We start from the raw sequence: 16,931 nt of genomic DNA on the forward strand, positions 1-16,931 counted from the left end.
AGGTTGTCCGCATCCAACAGCTCCCTGGAGGTCACATGCGCACGCGTTGGCGCGCCCGTCACGTACTCGCCCACCAGAACGGCGGCCACGCGCTGCTGCGCGACGGGGAGGTGGTGTGGGAGGACGACGTCATCGTCCATGTCGGCCGGGGCTACGCGGGTCCCGTCGACGTCGATCTGGACCTCGGCGACTCGCTCGTCATGCCCGGTCTGATCGACCTGGACGCGCTCACCGACATCGACCACCTCGTCCTCGACTCCTGGCAGGGCCCCGGCCTGAACGGCGCGTTGCAGTGGTCCCGGGACTACTTCGACCACCGCCGCCACGACGTCCTCACCTCCGACGAGCGGCGCACCGTCCGCGAGTTCGCCCTCGCGCAGCTGGCCCTGCACGGCATCACCACCTACATGCCGATCGCCTCCGAGGTGCACAGCTCCTGGGCCGAGCCGTACGACGAACTCGTGGCGATGGCCGAGACCTCGCGCCGCATCGGGCTGCGCGGCTACCTCGGGCCCGCCTACCGCTCCGGCGTCAACGTGGCCCTGCCGGAGGGCGGCCGGGAGGTGGCCTTCGACGAGGAGCGGGGCCGCGCCGGCCTGGACGACGCCGTCCGCTTCCTCGACCATCTCGACCGGCTCGCGGACCCGCTGCTCACCGGCGTCCTGCTGCCGTGCCGCATCGAGACCCTGACCGCGGAGCTGCTCCGCGAGACGGCGGCCGTCGCCCTGCGCCGCGATGTCCTCGTGCGGCTGCACGCCCTGCAGGGCACCGTGGAACGCGAACTGATCGAGCGCCTGCACGGCATGACGCCCATCCAACTCATCGAGGACAGCGGCCTGTTCGAGACCCGGCTGCTCATCCCGCACAGCGTGGTCCTCGACCGCCATCCGGACGTGCACGGCGAGGACCGCGGCGATCTGGACCGGCTGGCCCGGGCCGGGGTGTCCGTCGTGCACTGCCCGCTGACCTCGCTGCGGTACGGCTCGGTCCTGCACTCCTTCGGCGCCTACCGGGACGCCGGCGTCAACCTCTGTCTCGGCACCGACTCCTTCCCGCCCGACCTGGTCCGCGGCATGGACACCGGCGTGCAGCTCGCGAAGCTCGTCGACGGACGGTTCGACGCGGCCCCCGCCGAGCACTACGTCGAGGCCGCGACCCTCGGTGGCGCGCGTGCGCTGGGCCGCGCCGACCTGGGGCGGCTCGAACCCGGCGCCCAGGCCGACCTCGTCGCCTTCGACCTCGGCGACATCCGCGACGGCGTCCAGGACGACCCCGTGCGCACCTTCCTGCTCAGTGGCACCGCCCGGCAGGCGACCCATTCCGTCGTCGCGGGCCGGCCGGTCCTGGTGGACCGCGCGCTGCCCGGCGTCGACCTCCCGGCCCTCAAGCAGCAGGCCCAGCACCTCTTCGATAGGATGCGGGCGGCCTACAGCGAACGTGACGTCATGCGCCGGGACACCGATACCCTCTTCCCACCCACCTTCCCCGACTTCCGGATCCAGGCATGAGCGAAGAACCCCCCACCTCGACACACGTGGACCGCGCCGAGGCGTTCATCCGTGCCGGGATCCACTCGGGCGACTATCCGCAGGGAACCCGGCTGCGCGAGCGCGAACTCTCCGAGTCCCTCGGCGTCTCCCGCATCCCGGTGCGCGAGGCACTCGTGCGGCTCGCGGCGGAGGGCCTCGTCGTCACCGAACCGCGGCGCGGTGCCACCGTGCGCCGGCTCACCCTCAGGGACGTCGACGAACTGTTCGACCTGCGGCTGAGCCTGGAGGTGTTCGCGGCGGGCCGCGCCACCGAACGGTGCGCCCAGGGGTACGACGATCCCACGCTGCAGCAGATCATGGACCGGGCCGAGGACGCGACACGGCGCGGCGACGCCGCCGACATCGCCGCCGCGAACACCGCCTTCCATGCCGAGATCATCACCATGACCGGCAACCGGCTGCTGCAGGCCTCCCTCCAGCCCTCCCTCGGCCTGATGCACTGGCTGTTCCGCCTCACCTCCACCGAGGCCGGCCCGCGGCTGCACTGCGAGGAGCACCGGGAGATCTGCCGCGTCATCTACTCCGGCCGGCCCAAGCTCGCCGAAGCGCTGGCCTACGCGCACATCGACGTCCGCCGCGAACCGGTGCTGCAGGCGCTCTCGGAGGTCCTCCCGCCCGGATAGGACCGGCCGCCGGTGACGTCGGTTCCGGTGCCGGGCGCTCCGGGGCCGACGTCACCGGCCGCCGGCCGCCCGGCACCGGTCACCAGGTGACGGGGAGCGCGTGGAGGCCGTAGACCTCGTTGTTGACCCGGTAGGGCACCTCCTCGACCGGACACGCGAGCGCGAGACCGGGCAGCCGCCGCAGGAGCGCGGGCAGCGCGATCCGCAGTTCGGCGCGGGCCAGGGTCGAGCCGAGGCAGCGGTGCGGACCGTGCCCGAAGGTCACGTGCGACACGGGTTTGCGTTCGATGTCCAGGAGGTCCATCCCGACGCCGAGCACCGGGTCCCGGTTGGCCACCGGCAGCTGGCACACCACCTGGTCACCGGCCTTGATCGGCACGCCGCCGATCTCGGTGTCCCGCCGCGCGGTCCGGGCCAGCGCGGTGCTGGACACCGACAGGTACCGCAACAGCTCCTCCACGGCGCCGTCGATCAGCGGATCGCCCTCGGCCGCGTTGCGCAGCCGGTCGGCCTGTTCCGGGTGCGACAGCAGGGCGAGCACGCCCAGGCCGATCGTATTGGACACGGTGACGTGACCGGCGAGCAGCAACAGCTCGCAGACACCGACCAGTTCGGAGTCCGACACCGCGTCACCGTGCTCCCGGACGAGCATGCCGATCATCCCGTCGTCCGGGCTGCGCCGCTTCTCCGCCACCAGGGAGGCCGTGTACGCGCGTGACTCCCGGCCGGCCGCGAGCCGCTCCTCGATGGGGAGTCCGAGGTCCAGCGTGGTGCGGGACCAGCGGTGGAACGCCCCCTGGTCGGGGTCGGGGACGCCGAGCATCCCGCAGATCACCCCGAGCGGCAGCGGCAGGGCGAAGTCGTCCATCAGGTCCGCCGCGGAACCCCGCGACTCCATGGTGTCGACCAGCTCGCCGGCCAGGGTGCGGATCATCGGCTCCAGTGCGCGGATCCGCCTCCCGGTGAACTCCGGCGTCAGGACGTGGCGCAGCCGGGTGTGCTCCGGCGGGTCCATGTTGAGCAGCTCGTCGGGCAGGACCGGGCTGCGCTCGGGGTCGTACATCGCGAACGTCTCCTGGTCGGCGAGTACCCGCCGCACATCGGTGTGCCGGGTGACCAGCCAGTACTCACCGACCCGGTGCAGCCAGAAGTCCCGGACCCGCCGGACCGCGTCCCCGCGTTGGACCTCCCCCAGCTCCGAGCCCGGGTGGAGCCCGTCGCGGCGGTAGAAGATCGAGATCGGCGGCACTTCCTGCTCGCTCATGGGACCTCCCGTGATCACCCGATGTCCCCTCCCGATACCCAGGTACCCGTGCCGCCGCGCACTCCGGCCGCGATCCCGTGGCAGCGCGCAGGAGCGCGGCGCCCTCCGGCGTGCCCCGTCCCCGCGCCGGAGCCGCCCCCCTGCTCTCCCCACCTCCGGGCCACCGGCCTCGGCCTCGGCCTGGTGCGGGCGATGCTCCGCCGCAGCGGCATCTGGTGCCGGCTGCAGGACGGAGACCGGCCGGTTCTTCGTCCATGTCGGCGAGGATCACGACTTGTACGTCGGCAGCACGGCCCCCTGCCCCGGCGCACTCGACCGCTGCCGCGAACTCGGCCTGGTCAGCGAGCGGATCGACGCCTCACCCCACGACCCGGCGTTCGACCGTCCCGGGCTACAGCCGCTCGGGTGTCCCGATGCCGAGCAGGTCCATGCCCTGGCGGAGGGTCCGGCCGGTGAGTTCGCAGAGCAGCAGCCGGGTCTCCATGACCTCGCGGCCGGGGGCCTTGAGGACGGGGCAGTGCTCGTAGAACGTGGTGTACGCCGCCGCGAGGCTGTGCAGGTAGGCGCAGAGGCGGTGGGGCTCGAAGGTCTCGGCGACGAGGTCGACGGTGGCGCCGAACTCGTCGAGGAGCAGCCCGAGGGCGCGTTCGGCCGGCTCCAGGGCCACGTCCCGGTGGGCGTTCGGGGTGACGGCCTCGGGGGCCTTGCGCAGGATGGAGCGGATGCGGGCGTAGGCGTACTGGAGGTAGGTTCCGGTGTCGCCGGTGAGGGAGACCATGCGGTCGGCGTCGAAGACGTAGTCGCGGGTGCGGGAGGTCGACAGGTCGGCGTACTTGACCGCGCCGATGCCGACCTGCTTGGCCCGGTCTTCGAGTTCCCCGGCGGCGAGCTGGGGGCTCTTCTCGGCGACGACGGTACGGGCGCGGTCGACGGCCTCGTCGAGGAGGTCCATGAGGCGGACGGTCTCGCCGGAGCGGGTCTTGAAGGGCTTGCCGTCCTTGCCGAGGACGGTGCCGAAGCCGAGGTGCCGGGCGCGGACGCCGTCGGGGAGCCAGCCGGCGCGGCGGGCGGTCTCGAAGACCATCTCGAAGTGCAGGGCCTGGCGGCTGTCGACGACGTAGAGCAACTGGTCGGCGCCGAGCACGCCGACGCGGTCGCGGATGGCGGCGAGGTCGGTGGTGGCGTAGCCGTAGCCGCCGTCGCTCTTCTGGACGATGAGCGGGGTCGGTTCGCCGTCGGGGCCCTTGATGTCGTCGAAGAAGACGCAGAGGGCTCCGTCCGAGCGGACGGCGACGCCGGAGGCTTCGAGGTCGGCGCACACCTCGGCGAGCATCGGGTTGTAGTGGCTCTCGCCGACCGCGTCGGCGTCTTCGAGGAGGACGCCGAGGCGGGCGTAGACGGCTTCGAAGTAGACCTTCGACTCGTCGACCATGCCCTGCCAGGACGCGACGGTCTCGGCGTGGCCGGCCTGCAGCTCGACGACGCGCCGGCGGGCGCGGTCGGCGAAGTCGGCGTCGCCGTCGAACTTGGCGCGCGACGCCTTGTACAGGCGGTTGAGCCGGGACATCGACGGGCCGGAGCCGTCCGGCTCGGTGCCTTCGTCGAGTTCGGCGGGGTGCTCGACGAGGTACTGGATGAGCATGCCGAACTGGGTGCCCCAGTCGCCGAGGTGGTTGCGCCGGACGACCCTCTCGCCGCTGAACTCCAGAGTGCGCACGAGCGCGTCCCCGATGATCGTGGAGCGCAGGTGGCCGACGTGCATCTCCTTGGCGATGTTCGGCTGGCTGTAGTCGATCACCGTGACGCCGGCCTCGGCGTTGCCGCCGACACCGAGCCGGGCATCGGCCGCGCGGGCGGCCAGCCGGTCGAGGATGGCGGCGTCGGTGACGGTGACGTTGACGAAACCGGGCCCCGAGACCTCCAGCCTCGCGATCACCTGGTCGGCGTCGAGCTTCTCCAGCACGCGGGCGGCGACCTCGCGGGGGTGGGTCCGCAGCGGCTTGGCCAGGCCGAGGATGCCGTTCGCCTGGAAGTCGGCGCGGTCGCTTCGTCGCAGCCGGGGGTCACTGTCCGTGGCGTCGGGGAACGCGGCGGAGATCGCCTGCGCGAAGCGCTCGTGCAGCGTGTCGGCGATGGAGAGGACCGTAGGCATGGAGAGAGGGACCACTTCCGTGAGGGGCGGATCTGCGGATCAGCCGCAGGCGTCGCACAGCGCCGCACCGTCGACCGGTGGACGCCGTGTGCTGATCATCCCATGACCACCGCACGGAAGAGCTCGAATTATCCCCGCCGCGATACGACGCGCGCCCTCAAGGAGCCGCTTGCGACGAGCTCTTGATGTTCCATCATCGCAGGAGGAGAGCTGTCCGAGGGGGAGGTGCCGGCGAGGTGCCGCGGGACCGCGGACGGGGCCCGGACCCGCGTCGGCTGCCGGGAGGGCCGGTCGGTGATCGCGAAGCGGACCGGCCGTGGGTGGCCGGTCCGCTTCGGCGGGCCCCGCGGCTCGCGGCCGGGCGCCGGGCCCGGTCAGCCCAGGCCGTTGACCCGCTTGTACTCCAGGGCGTAGCCGAGCTTGCCGGGCTTGGCGTCGGAGTACGGCTTGCTCAGCTTGTCGAACTCGCCCTTGGTGTCCGGCTTGCCGGCGTTCCACTGGTCGAGCGCGCCCAGGTCGGCGGCGGTGAAGCCGCTGTCGACGACGGTGGCCTTGGGCAGCGCGGTCATCGTCCGGGTCAGGCTCCTGACGGTGGCCAGGTAGTTGCCGAGGTCGTTGCGGTCCCAGCCGGACAGGTCGACCGGCTTGGCGTCCCGGACCCAGCTGCCCCAGTAGAACTCCTGGAACGGCAGGGAGTTCTGGGTGTAGCCGATGTCGCGGCCGAAGTAGAGCAGGCTGCGGTACTTGTCGTCGCTGAAGTTGGCCAGGCCGACACCGGTCGGCAGCTTGTTCACCTTGACCCGGTCGCCCTCGGGGCCGCGCAGGTAGACCCACTTGTTGGCCTGCATCCGGTCCCAGAAGTCCTGCCGGGTGAGGCTGCTGTAGTTGGCCAGCACCCGCAGCCGGACGTGCAGGTCCGCGCCGCCGTCCGGGGTCTCGTAGAAGGAGGTGAGGGTGTGGTGCCCGTCGGTGAGGAACGGCTCGCCGTGCGGGCCGATGACGACCGTCTTCATGGCCGCCACGCTGTCGGCCGTCTCGGCGCCGACGGGGAGCTTGCAGGTGAAGGAGGACGGGTCGTCCAGGCGGGCGCCGGGCTGGGCCGTCGCCACGTCGACCCGGCCGTCGGCCTCGCACCAGTCGCCGAACTTCTTGTTGATCGCGTCCTTGCCGAGGGTGTAGCGGCCGAGCTTGTAGTACACCTCGTCGTAGCCCAGCGCGGGCTGGGTGGGGTGCACGTCGCCGATGCGGACGTCGAGCAGCTCACCGGGCTCGGCGCACAGGTACTGCGTGAACGGCGTGGAGCGGTTGTCGTGCCCGCACAGCGGCGGCCGGGCGCCCGGCGCGCCGGGAGCAGCGTACGCGGTCGGCGCCGACACGACCACCGCGACGGCGACGGCTCCGAGGGCCGCGGCACGGCGGGACGGGGGGATGGAACGCATGGCACTCCTCGCATCAGGGGCGGACAGGCCCGTGAGCGTGGCAGCGCCCGGCCAACGCCGGGCCTCCTGACCGCGACGTCCAGGAGAACCTCGGTCAACGATCGTGCCGGCGACGGCGCGCGAGCGTCACGGGCTGCTCTCGGCCGCGACGAAGGTGTACGCGCCGAGTTCGAGGAACAGGGCGTCCTGGAGCCCGGGCACGCCGGTGAGGGGGACGGCGAGCCGCAGCTCGCGCGGTCCGGCGTTGGTGGTCACCGGGTTGTAGGCCCGCAGCACGATCCGGGCGTCGCACGGGAGCGGCTGGTCGAACCGGACCACGACCGTGACCGTGCCGGAGTAGTTGGCGGGCAGCAGGACGGAGCGCGTGTAGCCCTCGTCGGTGCCCGGCGAGTAGATCTGCGCCGTCAGGCTGAACGGGGCCTGCTGGTCGGTGTTGGAGAAGGTCGCGGTGCCGCCGGGCAGGTCGGTGCCGGAGACCCCGAAGACGAATCGCGTCGGGGTGTTGTTCAGGTTGCAGACGGCCAGCTCGGAGAGGACGTAGCTGGTCCGCTGACACGGGATGACGTCGATGTTGCGCCAGCCGACGTTGGGGTTGTACCTGACCCAGTTCAGGTAGTCGACGAGCGAGCCGAAGGTGGGCAGGGTGGCGGACATCGGGTGGGCGGGCGTGTCCACGGTGGTGATCGTGCAGTAGTGGCCCGGCGGGTTCCGGCTCGGCCAGACGAACGCGGACCTGCTGACGCAGATCTGTCCGGGAGGGATCTCCCGGGAGCCGCCGCGGACGGTGAACGGCACGGTGGTGCCGCCGCCCTCGGCGTTGATCGGGGTCCACGCCCGCGGGTCCAGCAGCAGTCCCCCGGGGGCGTAGTAGAGCCTGACGTTGCCGGAGCTCGGGCAGCCGGTCCTCAGGTTCTTCCCCCGGACGTAGATGCGGTTGAGCCTCCCGTACACGATGGGGTGGCTGATTCCGAGGTCGGGGCCGTCGTAACTCGACTCCAGCAGCGGGAAGTCGAGGATGTCGCTGCCGAAGGGGATGATGTCCGGGGACTCCCAGACGGGGTCGGCGGTGGGGGTCTGTCCCACGTCCTGGAAGTTGTCCCGGACCAGGATGTCGTTCCAGTTGGCGGCGGCGTTCACGGTTCCTCCCGAGTGGACGGTGCGTGCCGGCTGTGCGTGCCGGGTGTGCGCTCGGTGCGCCGGTGCGGTCTTCCGGTCTATTCCGGGAAAGGCGTCCTTCGGACCGCCGCAGGAGGCGGCAGGCCCTCATCGGCGGCCGCGGTGACGGCCGCCGGACAGGTCGGTGAGTCGGTCCTGTGGTACCGGGAGGGCGAATGCGCCCGTTCCGAACGTCCCGGTACGGAAAAATGTATCGGGCCCGAACCACCGGCCCAATAGGCCGGACGAGTGAATGCCCGCCATGTTCCTTTATCGGCAGGGAGGTTGGGGTTGTGCGCCCCGATGCGAGCGCCGGTCCGACGGACCGTCGGACCGGCGCTCGGGATGCCTTCCCCGCGGTTCAGCCGTCGAGCAGCTCGGCGAGGACCTCGGCCGGCTCGGCGGTGGAACCGTGGGTGAAGGCCAGCAGCTCACGGGCGCGCACGGCCGCGTCGGCGACCAGCCGCTCCAGCGGGTCGGCCCCGACGCCGCCCGCGGAGGCGTCCTGCCGGACGGGCGGTCCGGGCAGCGGCGGCAGCTCGGGCAGCGCCGCCGGCTCGCGGCCGAACACCTCCTCGGCCGGCGTGCCGTCCGGCAGCCGCACCGCGTCGGCCCGTACCTCCTCCGTCACATCGTCGGCGTCGACGCCGTCGGTGTCCTCGTTCCCGAATCCGCCGACGATCGCCTGCACCAGCAGGGCGGACCGGGCTTCCTCCCGCGCCTCCCGCGGGCCGCGCCCCCGCAGCAGGAGCAGCAGCACGGTGTCCTCGTCCAGCAGCCAGGACACCTGGTAGCAGAGCGCCGCCGCGTGCTCGCAGGGGTGGGCGAAGGCGTCGCAGTCGCACTCCGCGTCCAGGTCGCCGTAACCGGGCAGCAGCCGGACCCGGGCGTCCTCGGCGGCCTCCAGCAGGTCGGGCGGCAGTTCACCGGCGAGCAGTTTCTCGATGACGCCCGGCCGTTCGGCGGCCTTCTCCCAGAGCGACTCCCAGTCGCCCTCGTCGAGTTCCTCCAGGGTGAGCAGCGTCCTGAACGGGGCGCCGTCCTCGTGGCCGGTGGTGGAGACGCGCCCGGGACTGACCGTGATCGGCCCGAGCCGGCCGGTCCGCGCGTAGGCCCGGCCCTTCTTCAGCGTCTCCTCGTCCAGGGCGGTGTCCTCCAGCGCGTCCGCCCAGGCCCTGCCCCACCAGGACCGGCCGCGTGACCGGCCGCCCCGGCGTGCGGCGAAGGCCGGGAAGCCCCGCGCGACCGTCCCGTCCCCGCCCGTCCCGTCCCCGCCCGTCCCGTCGCCGCTCATCCCGCACTCCTCAGTTCGACCAGGTGGGCCAGCTCTTCGTTGCTCAGCCGCGTCAGCGCCTGCTCCCCGGCGCCCAGTACGGCGTCCGCCAGGCCCTTCTTCGCTTCGAGCAGCGCGGCGATGCGGTCCTCGACCGTGCCCTCGGCGATCATCCGGTGCACCTGGACGGGGCGCGACTGCCCGATGCGGTGGGCGCGGTCGGTGGCCTGGGCCTCCACCGCCGGGTTCCACCACCGGTCGTAGTGCACGACGTGGTCGGCGCGGGTGAGGTTGAGTCCGGTGCCGGCGGCCTTGAGGGACAGCAGGAAGACGGGCACCTCGCCGTCCTGGAACCGGCGGACCATCTCCTCCCGGCGTGCCACCGGGGTGCCGCCGTGCAGCAGCAGGGTGGGGACGCCGCGTTCGCGCAGATGCGCCTCCAACAGCCGTGCCATGGTGACGTACTGGGTGAACACCAGGGCGGCTCCGCCCTCGGAGAGAATGGTGTCCAGCAGTTCGTCGAGCAGTTCCAGCTTGCCGGAACGGCCGGCCAGCCGGGCGCCGTCCGCCTCCTTGAGGAACTGCGCGGGGTGGTTGCAGATCTGCTTCAGACCGGTGAGCAGCTTGAGCACCAGTCCGCCCCGGGCGATGCCCTCGGTGGCCTCGATCCGTGCCATGACCTCGCGGACCTGGGTCTCGTACAGGGTCCGCTGCTCGGGGGTGAGGGGGACCGGGCGGTCCGTCTCGGTCTTCGGCGGGAGTTCGGGGGCGATGCCCGGGTCCGACTTCCTGCGGCGGAGCAGGAACGGCCGGACCAGTTCGGCCAGTCGCCGTGCGGTGGGGCCGTACTCCCCCTCCTCCCCCGGCGGCGGTCCGGACTGCGCGCGTTCGGCGCGTTCGGCCTCCACCGCGGCGATCCAGCGGCTGCGGAAGCGGCCGTGTCCGCCGAGGAGCCCGGGGGTGGTCCAGTCGAGGACGGCCCAGAGCTCGGAGAGGTTGTTCTCGACCGGCGTGCCCGTCAGGGCGATCCTGGCGCCGGCGGGGATCAGCCGCAGCGCCTTCGCGGTGTCGGAGTGCGGGTTCTTGACGTGCTGGGCCTCATCGGCGACGACCGTGCTCCAGCGGTGCGCGCCGAGCCGCCCGGCGTCCAGGCGCATGGTGCCGTAGGTGGTCAGGACGAAGCCCGAGTCGGCGCCCTCCAGGGTGCGGTCGGGGCCGTGGTAGCGGCGCACGGGCGTGCCGGGGGCGAACCTGGCGACCTCGCGCTGCCAGTTGCCCAACAGCGAGGCGGGGCAGACGACGAGGGTGGGGCCGGCGCTGTCCGGGCGCTCCTGGCGCAGCAGGTGCAGTGCGATCAGCTGGACGGTCTTGCCCAGGCCCATGTCGTCGGCGAGGCAGCCGCCGAGACCGAGCGAGGTGAGGCGGTCCAGCCAGCGCAGGCCGCGCAGCTGGTAGTCGCGCAGGGTGGCCGCGAGCGCGTCCGGCTGCTCGACGGCTTCGGTGCCGCCGTCGGGTTCGGCCAGGCGTCGGCGCAGGGCGAGCAGCCAGGCGCTGGACGCGACCCGCACCTGCGTGCCGCCGATCTCGGTGTACCCGGTGAGGGCGGCGGCGAGCGCCTCGACGGCGGTGAGCGGTCGGAGGTCGCGTTCGCGGGCCTTGCGGGCGGTGTCGGCGTCGATGAGCACCCACTGGCCGCGCAGCCGGGCCACCGGCCGGTCGGCGACGGCGGCGGCGGCGACCTCGGCCGTCTCCTGCTCGGTGAGGGTCTCCCCGTCGAGTTCGAGCCGCCGGCGCAGGTCGACCATGCCGTCACCGCCGAAGAAGGACCGCAGGTCGGTGGGCGGTGTCCGCTCGCCGCCGAGGACGGCACGGGTGGTGAAGGAGCGGACGGCGCCCTCGGGCCGGATCAGCTCGACGCCGTGGGCGGCGAGCCGGTCGGCGGTGTCGCCGAGCAGGTCCTGGACCTCGCGGTCGGTGAGGTCCAGGGCGGAGGGCACCGGCAGCAGGCGGGTGAGGGGCTGCCAGACCTCGGCGGCCCGCCGTACGGCGAGCGCGGTGTCGGCCCGGGCGCGAGGTCCGAACCCGGCCGTCCCGACCGCGGCGAACAGCTCGTCGGCATCGACGGCGAGGGTCGGGTCGGCCAGGCTGGACACCCGGGGCACCAGGCGCAGGGCGGGCCGCTCGCCCTCGCCGGCGGGCACCAGGTCCAGGCGCAGCGTCAGCCGTACGCCCGAGTCGAGGCCGGCCGAGAGCTGCTCGGCCCAGGCGCGGAGCTGGGGGACGTGCTGGGGTTCGACGGCGGCGAAGGCCCGGCGGCCGGTCGCGGCGGGGGCGGCGGTGCGCGGCAGGGTGTCGGCGACCGCGTCGACGAAGGAGCGGAGCAGGGCGGTGGCGTCGGGCAGCAGCAGCGGGCCGCCGGGCGGGACGGGCAGGGGCAGCGCGAGCGCCTCGGCCGGTGCCGCCGCGGCCAGTTCGCGGATGCGCCGGACGTCCTCCGGGGCGAGCGGGCCGACGCGCCAGGTGTCGTAGCCGGTGGCGGAGACACCGGGGAGCAGCCGTTCGCGGGCGGCGAGGTGCAGGCCGAGGGCGGTGGCGGCGCCCCAGTAGGCGGCGGACGGGCTGGGGGCGGCCGCCGTGGATCCGTCGGTGGCCGCCTCGGTGTGGAGTCGGCGGGCCAGGGTGAGGGCGGGCAGCGCCTCGGCGACGGTCAGGCGCAGGACCGGGCGGCGGCGGACCGCGAGGGTGCCGCCGTCGGCGGTGACCAGCTCGGCTTCGCCGGGTTCGCCGGGTTCACCGGGTTCACCGGGTTCACCGGGTTCACCGAAGGGCGGCCCCGCGGCGGAGCCGGGACCGGGACCGGGACCGGGACCGGCCGGATCGTCGGGGTACCGGTACACGAGCCTTCCGGTGCGCCCCGGATCGCCCGGCTCGAAGGCCACCGCGCACTGCGCCAGCAGCTCGGCCCGCTCACGCGACATCCACGCCATCTGTTCCGCCCCTGGTTCGTCGTCGAGTCAACTTCCGCGGCCCGCGCGTGGACACCCCTAGTGAGGGTCCTCGGGATGCGGCCCGGTGGCGTACGGGTTCGGCTCGCCCTCCGTGAGCACCCCCACGAACGGTTCGCCCTCCCCCGCGAAGGTGTAGGCACCGCCCTCGATCCGCCCGATCAGGCCGTGGGTCCACTCCGCCTCGCTGTCGGCCGAGTGCACCCACATGTTCATGATTTCGCCGATGTGCCCGAGCTGTTCGGGACCGTCCTGCGGCACGTAGTACTCGGTGACCTCGGCCCGCCACCGTTCGAGCCCCGCGATCCGCTCCTTGAGGAGTGCGACGGCCTCGGCCCGCGGCAGGTCGACGATGAACCCGAGGGCGGCCGAGAGCATGTCCCGCTTCTGGTCGTACGAGGTCAGGGCCTCGCGCAGCAGACCGAGGTACTCCGCGGTGCCCGCGTCGGTGATCTCGTACTCGACCCGGGGCGGACCGCCGACGGCGCTCGGGGCGACCTCGTGCGCGACGAGGAGTCCCTGCTTCGCCATCTGCTTGAGCGCGTGGTAGATCGAGCCCGGTTTGGCGGTGGACCACTCGTGGGCTCCCCAGTACTCCAGGTCGTTGCGCACCTGGTAGCCGTGCGCGCGTCCGTGCTGACGGACCGCGCCGAGAACCAGTAGCCGGATCGCGGACATGAGCGGCTCCTTCCTCATCCTGCTCGTGGGAGCCCAGGCTAATCAAATTTGACCAGTCATGCGAAACAGGCTACCTTCCCCGAGCTAGTCAAGTTTGATTACTGGCGGAGGGGAACGCTTTGACCGACCACTCGACCGACCACGACCCGACGATCGTGGTCGAGGGACTGCGGAAGAGGTACGGCGACAAGCAGGCACTCGACGGTCTCGATCTCACCGTCCGCGGGGGAACCGTCCAGGGGATCCTCGGGCCGAACGGCGCCGGCAAGACCACGGCCGTCCGCATCATGTCCACGCTGCTGCGCCCCGACGAGGGCCGGGTGGAGGTGGCGGGGATCGACGCCGTGACCCGCCCCGACGAGGTCCGTGCGCGGATCGGACTGCTGGGCCAGTACGCCGCCGTCGACGAGGAGCTGAGCGGCCGGCAGAACCTGGAGATGTTCGGCCGCCTCCACCACCTGGGCGCGCGCCGCGCGACCGCCCGGGCCGAGGAGCTGCTCACCCGGTTCGGGCTCACCGACACCGGAACGAAGGCCGTCAAGCGGTACAGCGGCGGGATGCGGCGGCGGCTCGACCTGGCCGCCTCCCTCATCTCCGAGCCGCGGGTGCTCTTCCTGGACGAGCCCACCACCGGGCTCGACCCGCGCGGCCGCACGGAGGTGTGGAACGCGGTGCGCTCGCTGGTCGACGGCGGCACGACCGTACTGCTGACCACGCAGTACCTGGAGGAGGCCGATCAGCTGGCCGACCGGATCGCGGTGATCGACCGCGGGAAGGTCATCGCCCAGGGCACGGCGGACGAGCTGAAGACCAGGACGGGCGGCGACCGGATCGACGTCGTCCTGCACGACGCCGGCCAGCTCGCCAGGGCGGCCTCGCTGCTGCCCGGGGAGGCGAGCGTGGACGAGGACCGCCGGCTGGTCAGCGCCCCGGTCGGCGACCGGATGGCGGCGCTGACGGAGACCGTACGGGCCCTGGAGTCGGCCGGAATCGTGGCGGAGGACATCGCGGTGCGGCGGCCGACGCTCGACGAGGTCTTCCTGCACCTGACGGGCCCGACAGACCTGACGAAGGCGGAGGCGGAGGCGGAATGAGCACGGTCCGGACCATGAAGGCGCCGCACGGCACGGCGACCGCCGGCGGCACGGGCGCGGGTCTGCGCCGGGCCGCCGCCGACTCCTGGACGATGACCAGGCGCGAGCTGGCCCACTGGGCGCGGCAGCCCGTGCAGGTGGTCGTCGGGCTGGTCTTCCCGGTGATGATGCTGCTGATGTTCCGCTACCTGATCGGCGGCGGCCGGGGCGTCGAGGGGGACTTCAAGGACTACCTGGTGCCCGGCATGCTCACCATGACGATGGCCTTCGGCCTGGAGGCCACGATGCTCTCCGTCACCCAGGACCTGGGCAAGGGGATCGTCGACCGGTTCCGCTCGATGCCGATGGCGTCCGGTGCGGTCCTGGTCGGGCGCAGCGTCGCGGACATGCTGCAGTCGACGGTCGGGCTGATCGCGATGATCGCGGTCGGCTACGCGATCGGCTGGCGCTGGCACGGCGGTTTCGCCTCCTTCCTGGGCGCGGTGGGACTGCTGTTGCTGCTGCGGTTCGCGATGGTGTGGATCGGCATCCACCTGGCCATGGTCGCGGGCCGGCCGGAGCTGGTGCAGGCGGTGCAGATCCTGGTCTGGCCGGTCGGCTTCCTCTCGAACGCCATCGCCTCCCCGGAGTCGATGCCGTCCTGGCTGGGCGCGGTCGTGGAGTGGAACCCGATGTCGGCGACGGCCACAGCGGTGCGCGGCCTGTTCGGCAACCCGGGCGCGACCGGTGACTCCTGGGCCGCGACAAACGCGGAACTGCTCGCGGTGGCGTGGCCGACGGCCCTGGTCGCGACCTTCCTCCCGCTCGCGGTCAGCCGCTTCAGGGGCCTCAGCCGCTAGCGGAGGCTCCCTCGATCCGCGGTGCGGCCGGCTTCCCGGCCCACCGCGGACCGGGCGGGCGAGCACGGAGCGCCACGCCCTGAGGTTGACTTGCGCCGATCACAAGTTGAAGAATTCTTCACATTTGCAGATACCGCATTCTTCTATCAAGAGGTTCGGTGCGACCGGCCGCCGCGGCGGCCGCCCCGGGGAGGGCGACGATGAGCGACGTGTTCGACGAGGAACTGCGTGAGCAGCTGGCCGAGGCCCGCCAACTGCGGGACCAGGCAAGGGAGTCGGGCGACGAGGACGGCTTCCAGGCGTACGCGGGGCGGGTGGCGCACCTGCTGCGGATCGCCTCCCAGCACGACATCACCGTGGAGCACGGCGCGGACGAGGCGGAAGGGGACTGGACCGGAAGGGCCACCGACGCCCCCTCGTGACGGGATCGCCCGCCCCGGCGTCGGCTCCGGGGCGGGCGATCGGCGGCAGGCGCTTCCGGCTACCCGTCGCATTGCAGATCTTAGCAGTTGCTAATATTGGAAAGTAAGACAACGGGACCGGAGTGGAAGGGGTGGCGGTGGACATGCAGTGGGACCTCGAACGCGCCGGTGACATCGGCATCATGAGGCTGTCCGGGTTCCTCGGCGAGAACGTGGTGCACCGCTTCACCGGCGCCGTCGACTGGACCGGCGCGCGCTGCTCCGGGGCCGTCGTCATCGACCTCGCCGCGCTCCAGGGCTGGAACGGCGACGGTGAGGCCGCGATCGTCAACGCCGCCGGCCGCCTCGGCCCCGACCACGGCCTGCTGGCCGTGTGCGGCCTCGGCGAGCGGGCCGCACCCCTGCTCGCCACCGCCCACGGCCTGGGCCTGCTGCGGCTGTTCCCCGACACCGACACCGCGCTGGCCGCCCTCACCCCGCGCTGACCAGGCGGTTCGCGGCGTTGCTACAGTCTGGAGCGATGATGCCCAGCCCAGCCGACACCCGACGCGGGCGGTGAATCCGATGACCACCGACACCCCGCGCCAGCCCTCCGTCACGGCCGCACCGCTCTACCAGCACAAGGCCGAGTTCTTCAAGACCCTCGGCCACCCCGTGCGCATCCGCGTCCTGGAACTGCTCAGCGAACGCGAGCACGCCGTCGCCGAACTGCTCCCGGAGGTCGGCGTCGAGGCGGCGCACCTCTCCCAGCAGCTCGCCATCCTGCGCCGCACCGGCGTCGTGGCCTCCCGACGCGAGGGCACCTCCGTCGTCTACCGGCTCACCAGCCCCGAGATCGGCGAACTCCTGACCGTCGCCAGGTCCATCCTCGCCACCCTGCTGACCGACCGCGCCGAACTCCTCGACGACCTGCGCCCGGACGCCGGCCCCGCGTCCGACGGCTGACCCCGTCGGCGGGCCGCCCGGCAGGTCGGACGTGCTGTCGGCCAGGTGGCCGGGCGGCCGAGCCGCCACGCCCTCCTCGGGGGACGGCACCCCTGGCGACGCGTCACCGCACTCCCGGACGGCGGTCGGTCATGCCCGGCACACCCAGTCCTCACCAATCAACGATCCTTCAAACAGCAGGAGAACAACCCGTCGCGGCTGGGAATTGGCGAGCGATGTTCAAAGGTTGATGTAGAATCATAGGCGTAAGGAGGCCTTGGGGCTGATGCTGAAGGCGTCGGCGGCCTCCCACCGGCAGGGGGAAAGACCGTCATGAACTACCACCTCGACACCGCGCGGGCCATCATCAACGAGCGGATGCGGGAGGCCGAGCAGCACCGCCTCGCCCACGCGCTCTACCTGAAGAACCGCGCCGAGGCCAAGTCCCGTCGGGCGCGTCTGCTCCTCGCCCGCCTCGGCGGCTGAGCACCGCGACCGCAGGCCGTCGACCCG

Annotated in this window: 15 protein-coding genes; 8 read left to right on the forward strand and 7 right to left on the reverse strand. The window is 72.5% G+C overall.

Annotation, left to right across the window (positions count from 1 at the left end; genetic code table 11):
* Positions 1-35: 35 nt before the first annotated feature.
* Complete coding sequence (locus ACFU9E_RS07700) at positions 36-1,508, forward strand: chlorohydrolase family protein (RefSeq protein WP_380685454.1); 1,473 nt, start codon at positions 36-38, stop codon at positions 1,506-1,508.
* Positions 1,505-2,173, forward strand: coding sequence for a GntR family transcriptional regulator (locus ACFU9E_RS07705; RefSeq protein ID WP_380685457.1), 669 nt, complete (start codon positions 1,505-1,507; stop codon positions 2,171-2,173). The genes ACFU9E_RS07700 and ACFU9E_RS07705 overlap by 4 nt, the downstream gene beginning before the upstream one ends.
* Positions 2,174-2,252: 79 nt before the next feature.
* Here ACFU9E_RS07705 and ACFU9E_RS07710 read toward each other — a convergent pair whose 3' ends face one another.
* The 7 genes from ACFU9E_RS07710 to ACFU9E_RS07740 form a co-directional block, all read right to left on the reverse strand.
* Entirely contained in the window at positions 2,253-3,437 is a 1,185-nt protein-coding gene (locus ACFU9E_RS07710; RefSeq protein WP_380689409.1) for a cytochrome P450, read from the reverse strand.
* Between the two features lie 391 nt (positions 3,438-3,828).
* Positions 3,829-5,589 (reverse strand): arginine--tRNA ligase, encoded by a 1,761-nt coding sequence (gene argS / locus ACFU9E_RS07715; RefSeq protein ID WP_380689412.1) that lies wholly within the window; start codon positions 5,587-5,589, stop codon positions 3,829-3,831.
* A gap of 374 nt (positions 5,590-5,963) precedes the next feature.
* Positions 5,964-7,028: a ParB/Srx family N-terminal domain-containing protein gene (locus ACFU9E_RS07720; RefSeq protein ID WP_380689940.1), complete on the reverse strand. Its 1,065-nt coding sequence runs from the start codon at positions 7,026-7,028 to the stop codon at positions 5,964-5,966.
* A gap of 126 nt (positions 7,029-7,154) precedes the next feature.
* The gene (locus ACFU9E_RS07725; RefSeq protein WP_380689938.1) at positions 7,155-8,165 is read right to left on the reverse strand and encodes a hypothetical protein; all 1,011 of its coding nucleotides are present in this window, start codon (positions 8,163-8,165) and stop codon (positions 7,155-7,157) included.
* Between the two features lie 379 nt (positions 8,166-8,544).
* Positions 8,545-9,477 carry an SWIM zinc finger family protein gene (locus ACFU9E_RS07730; protein WP_380687398.1) on the reverse strand — a complete coding sequence of 311 codons (933 nt, stop codon included), beginning with the start codon at positions 9,475-9,477 and terminating at the stop codon, positions 8,545-8,547.
* Entirely contained in the window at positions 9,474-12,443 is a 2,970-nt protein-coding gene (locus ACFU9E_RS07735; RefSeq protein ID WP_380687396.1) for a DEAD/DEAH box helicase, read from the reverse strand. The genes ACFU9E_RS07730 and ACFU9E_RS07735 overlap by 4 nt, the downstream gene beginning before the upstream one ends.
* A gap of 57 nt (positions 12,444-12,500) precedes the next feature.
* Positions 12,501-13,139 carry a PadR family transcriptional regulator gene (locus ACFU9E_RS07740; protein WP_380687394.1) on the reverse strand — a complete coding sequence of 213 codons (639 nt, stop codon included), beginning with the start codon at positions 13,137-13,139 and terminating at the stop codon, positions 12,501-12,503.
* Between the two features lie 119 nt (positions 13,140-13,258).
* Here ACFU9E_RS07740 and ACFU9E_RS07745 point away from each other — a divergent pair, with 119 nt between their 5' ends.
* The 6 genes from ACFU9E_RS07745 to ACFU9E_RS07770 all read left to right on the forward strand — a co-directional run bounded on the left by ACFU9E_RS07745 (position 13,259) and on the right by ACFU9E_RS07770 (position 16,904).
* Complete coding sequence (locus ACFU9E_RS07745) at positions 13,259-14,233, forward strand: ATP-binding cassette domain-containing protein (protein WP_380687391.1); 975 nt, start codon at positions 13,259-13,261, stop codon at positions 14,231-14,233.
* A gap of 14 nt (positions 14,234-14,247) precedes the next feature.
* Complete coding sequence (locus ACFU9E_RS07750; protein ID WP_380687400.1) at positions 14,248-15,072, forward strand: ABC transporter permease; 825 nt, start codon at positions 14,248-14,250, stop codon at positions 15,070-15,072.
* Positions 15,073-15,272: 200 nt separating this feature from the next.
* Positions 15,273-15,494, forward strand: a complete 222-nt coding sequence (locus tag ACFU9E_RS07755) for a hypothetical protein (protein WP_380687389.1) — start codon at positions 15,273-15,275, stop codon at positions 15,492-15,494.
* Positions 15,495-15,631: 137 nt separating this feature from the next.
* Positions 15,632-15,979 carry a hypothetical protein gene (locus ACFU9E_RS07760; RefSeq protein ID WP_380682697.1) on the forward strand — a complete coding sequence of 116 codons (348 nt, stop codon included), beginning with the start codon at positions 15,632-15,634 and terminating at the stop codon, positions 15,977-15,979.
* Positions 15,980-16,058: 79 nt separating this feature from the next.
* Positions 16,059-16,439 (forward strand): ArsR/SmtB family transcription factor, encoded by a 381-nt coding sequence (locus ACFU9E_RS07765; protein WP_380682696.1) that lies wholly within the window; start codon positions 16,059-16,061, stop codon positions 16,437-16,439.
* Positions 16,440-16,751: 312 nt separating this feature from the next.
* A complete protein-coding gene (locus ACFU9E_RS07770) occupies positions 16,752-16,904 on the forward strand; it encodes a hypothetical protein (RefSeq protein ID WP_350550125.1) in 153 nt (50 codons plus the stop codon).
* Positions 16,905-16,931: the final 27 nt, after the last annotated feature.

The sequence above is a fragment of the Kitasatospora sp. NPDC057595 genome (assembly GCF_042800875.1).
GTDB lineage: Bacteria > Actinomycetota > Actinomycetes > Streptomycetales > Streptomycetaceae > Kitasatospora.

Excerpts from the sequence above, each read along its gene's own strand:
- ACFU9E_RS07700 (WP_380685454.1), top strand. The coding sequence starts at position 36 with ATGCGCACGCGTTGGCGCGCCCGTCACGTACTCGCCCACCAGAACGGC.
- ACFU9E_RS07705 (WP_380685457.1), top strand. The coding sequence starts at position 1,505 with ATGAGCGAAGAACCCCCCACCTCGACACACGTGGACCGCGCCGAGGCG.
- ACFU9E_RS07710 (WP_380689409.1), bottom strand. The coding sequence starts at position 3,437 with ATGAGCGAGCAGGAAGTGCCGCCGATCTCGATCTTCTACCGCCGCGAC.
- argS (WP_380689412.1), bottom strand. The coding sequence starts at position 5,589 with ATGCCTACGGTCCTCTCCATCGCCGACACGCTGCACGAGCGCTTCGCG.
- ACFU9E_RS07720 (WP_380689940.1), bottom strand. The coding sequence starts at position 7,028 with ATGCGTTCCATCCCCCCGTCCCGCCGTGCCGCGGCCCTCGGAGCCGTC.
- ACFU9E_RS07730 (WP_380687398.1), bottom strand. The coding sequence starts at position 9,477 with ATGAGCGGCGACGGGACGGGCGGGGACGGGACGGGCGGGGACGGGACG.
- ACFU9E_RS07735 (WP_380687396.1), bottom strand. The coding sequence starts at position 12,443 with ATGGCGTGGATGTCGCGTGAGCGGGCCGAGCTGCTGGCGCAGTGCGCG.
- ACFU9E_RS07740 (WP_380687394.1), bottom strand. The coding sequence starts at position 13,139 with ATGTCCGCGATCCGGCTACTGGTTCTCGGCGCGGTCCGTCAGCACGGA.
- ACFU9E_RS07750 (WP_380687400.1), top strand. The coding sequence starts at position 14,248 with ATGAAGGCGCCGCACGGCACGGCGACCGCCGGCGGCACGGGCGCGGGT.
- ACFU9E_RS07755 (WP_380687389.1), top strand. The coding sequence starts at position 15,273 with ATGAGCGACGTGTTCGACGAGGAACTGCGTGAGCAGCTGGCCGAGGCC.
- ACFU9E_RS07765 (WP_380682696.1), top strand. The coding sequence starts at position 16,059 with ATGACCACCGACACCCCGCGCCAGCCCTCCGTCACGGCCGCACCGCTC.
- ACFU9E_RS07770 (WP_350550125.1), top strand. The coding sequence starts at position 16,752 with ATGAACTACCACCTCGACACCGCGCGGGCCATCATCAACGAGCGGATG.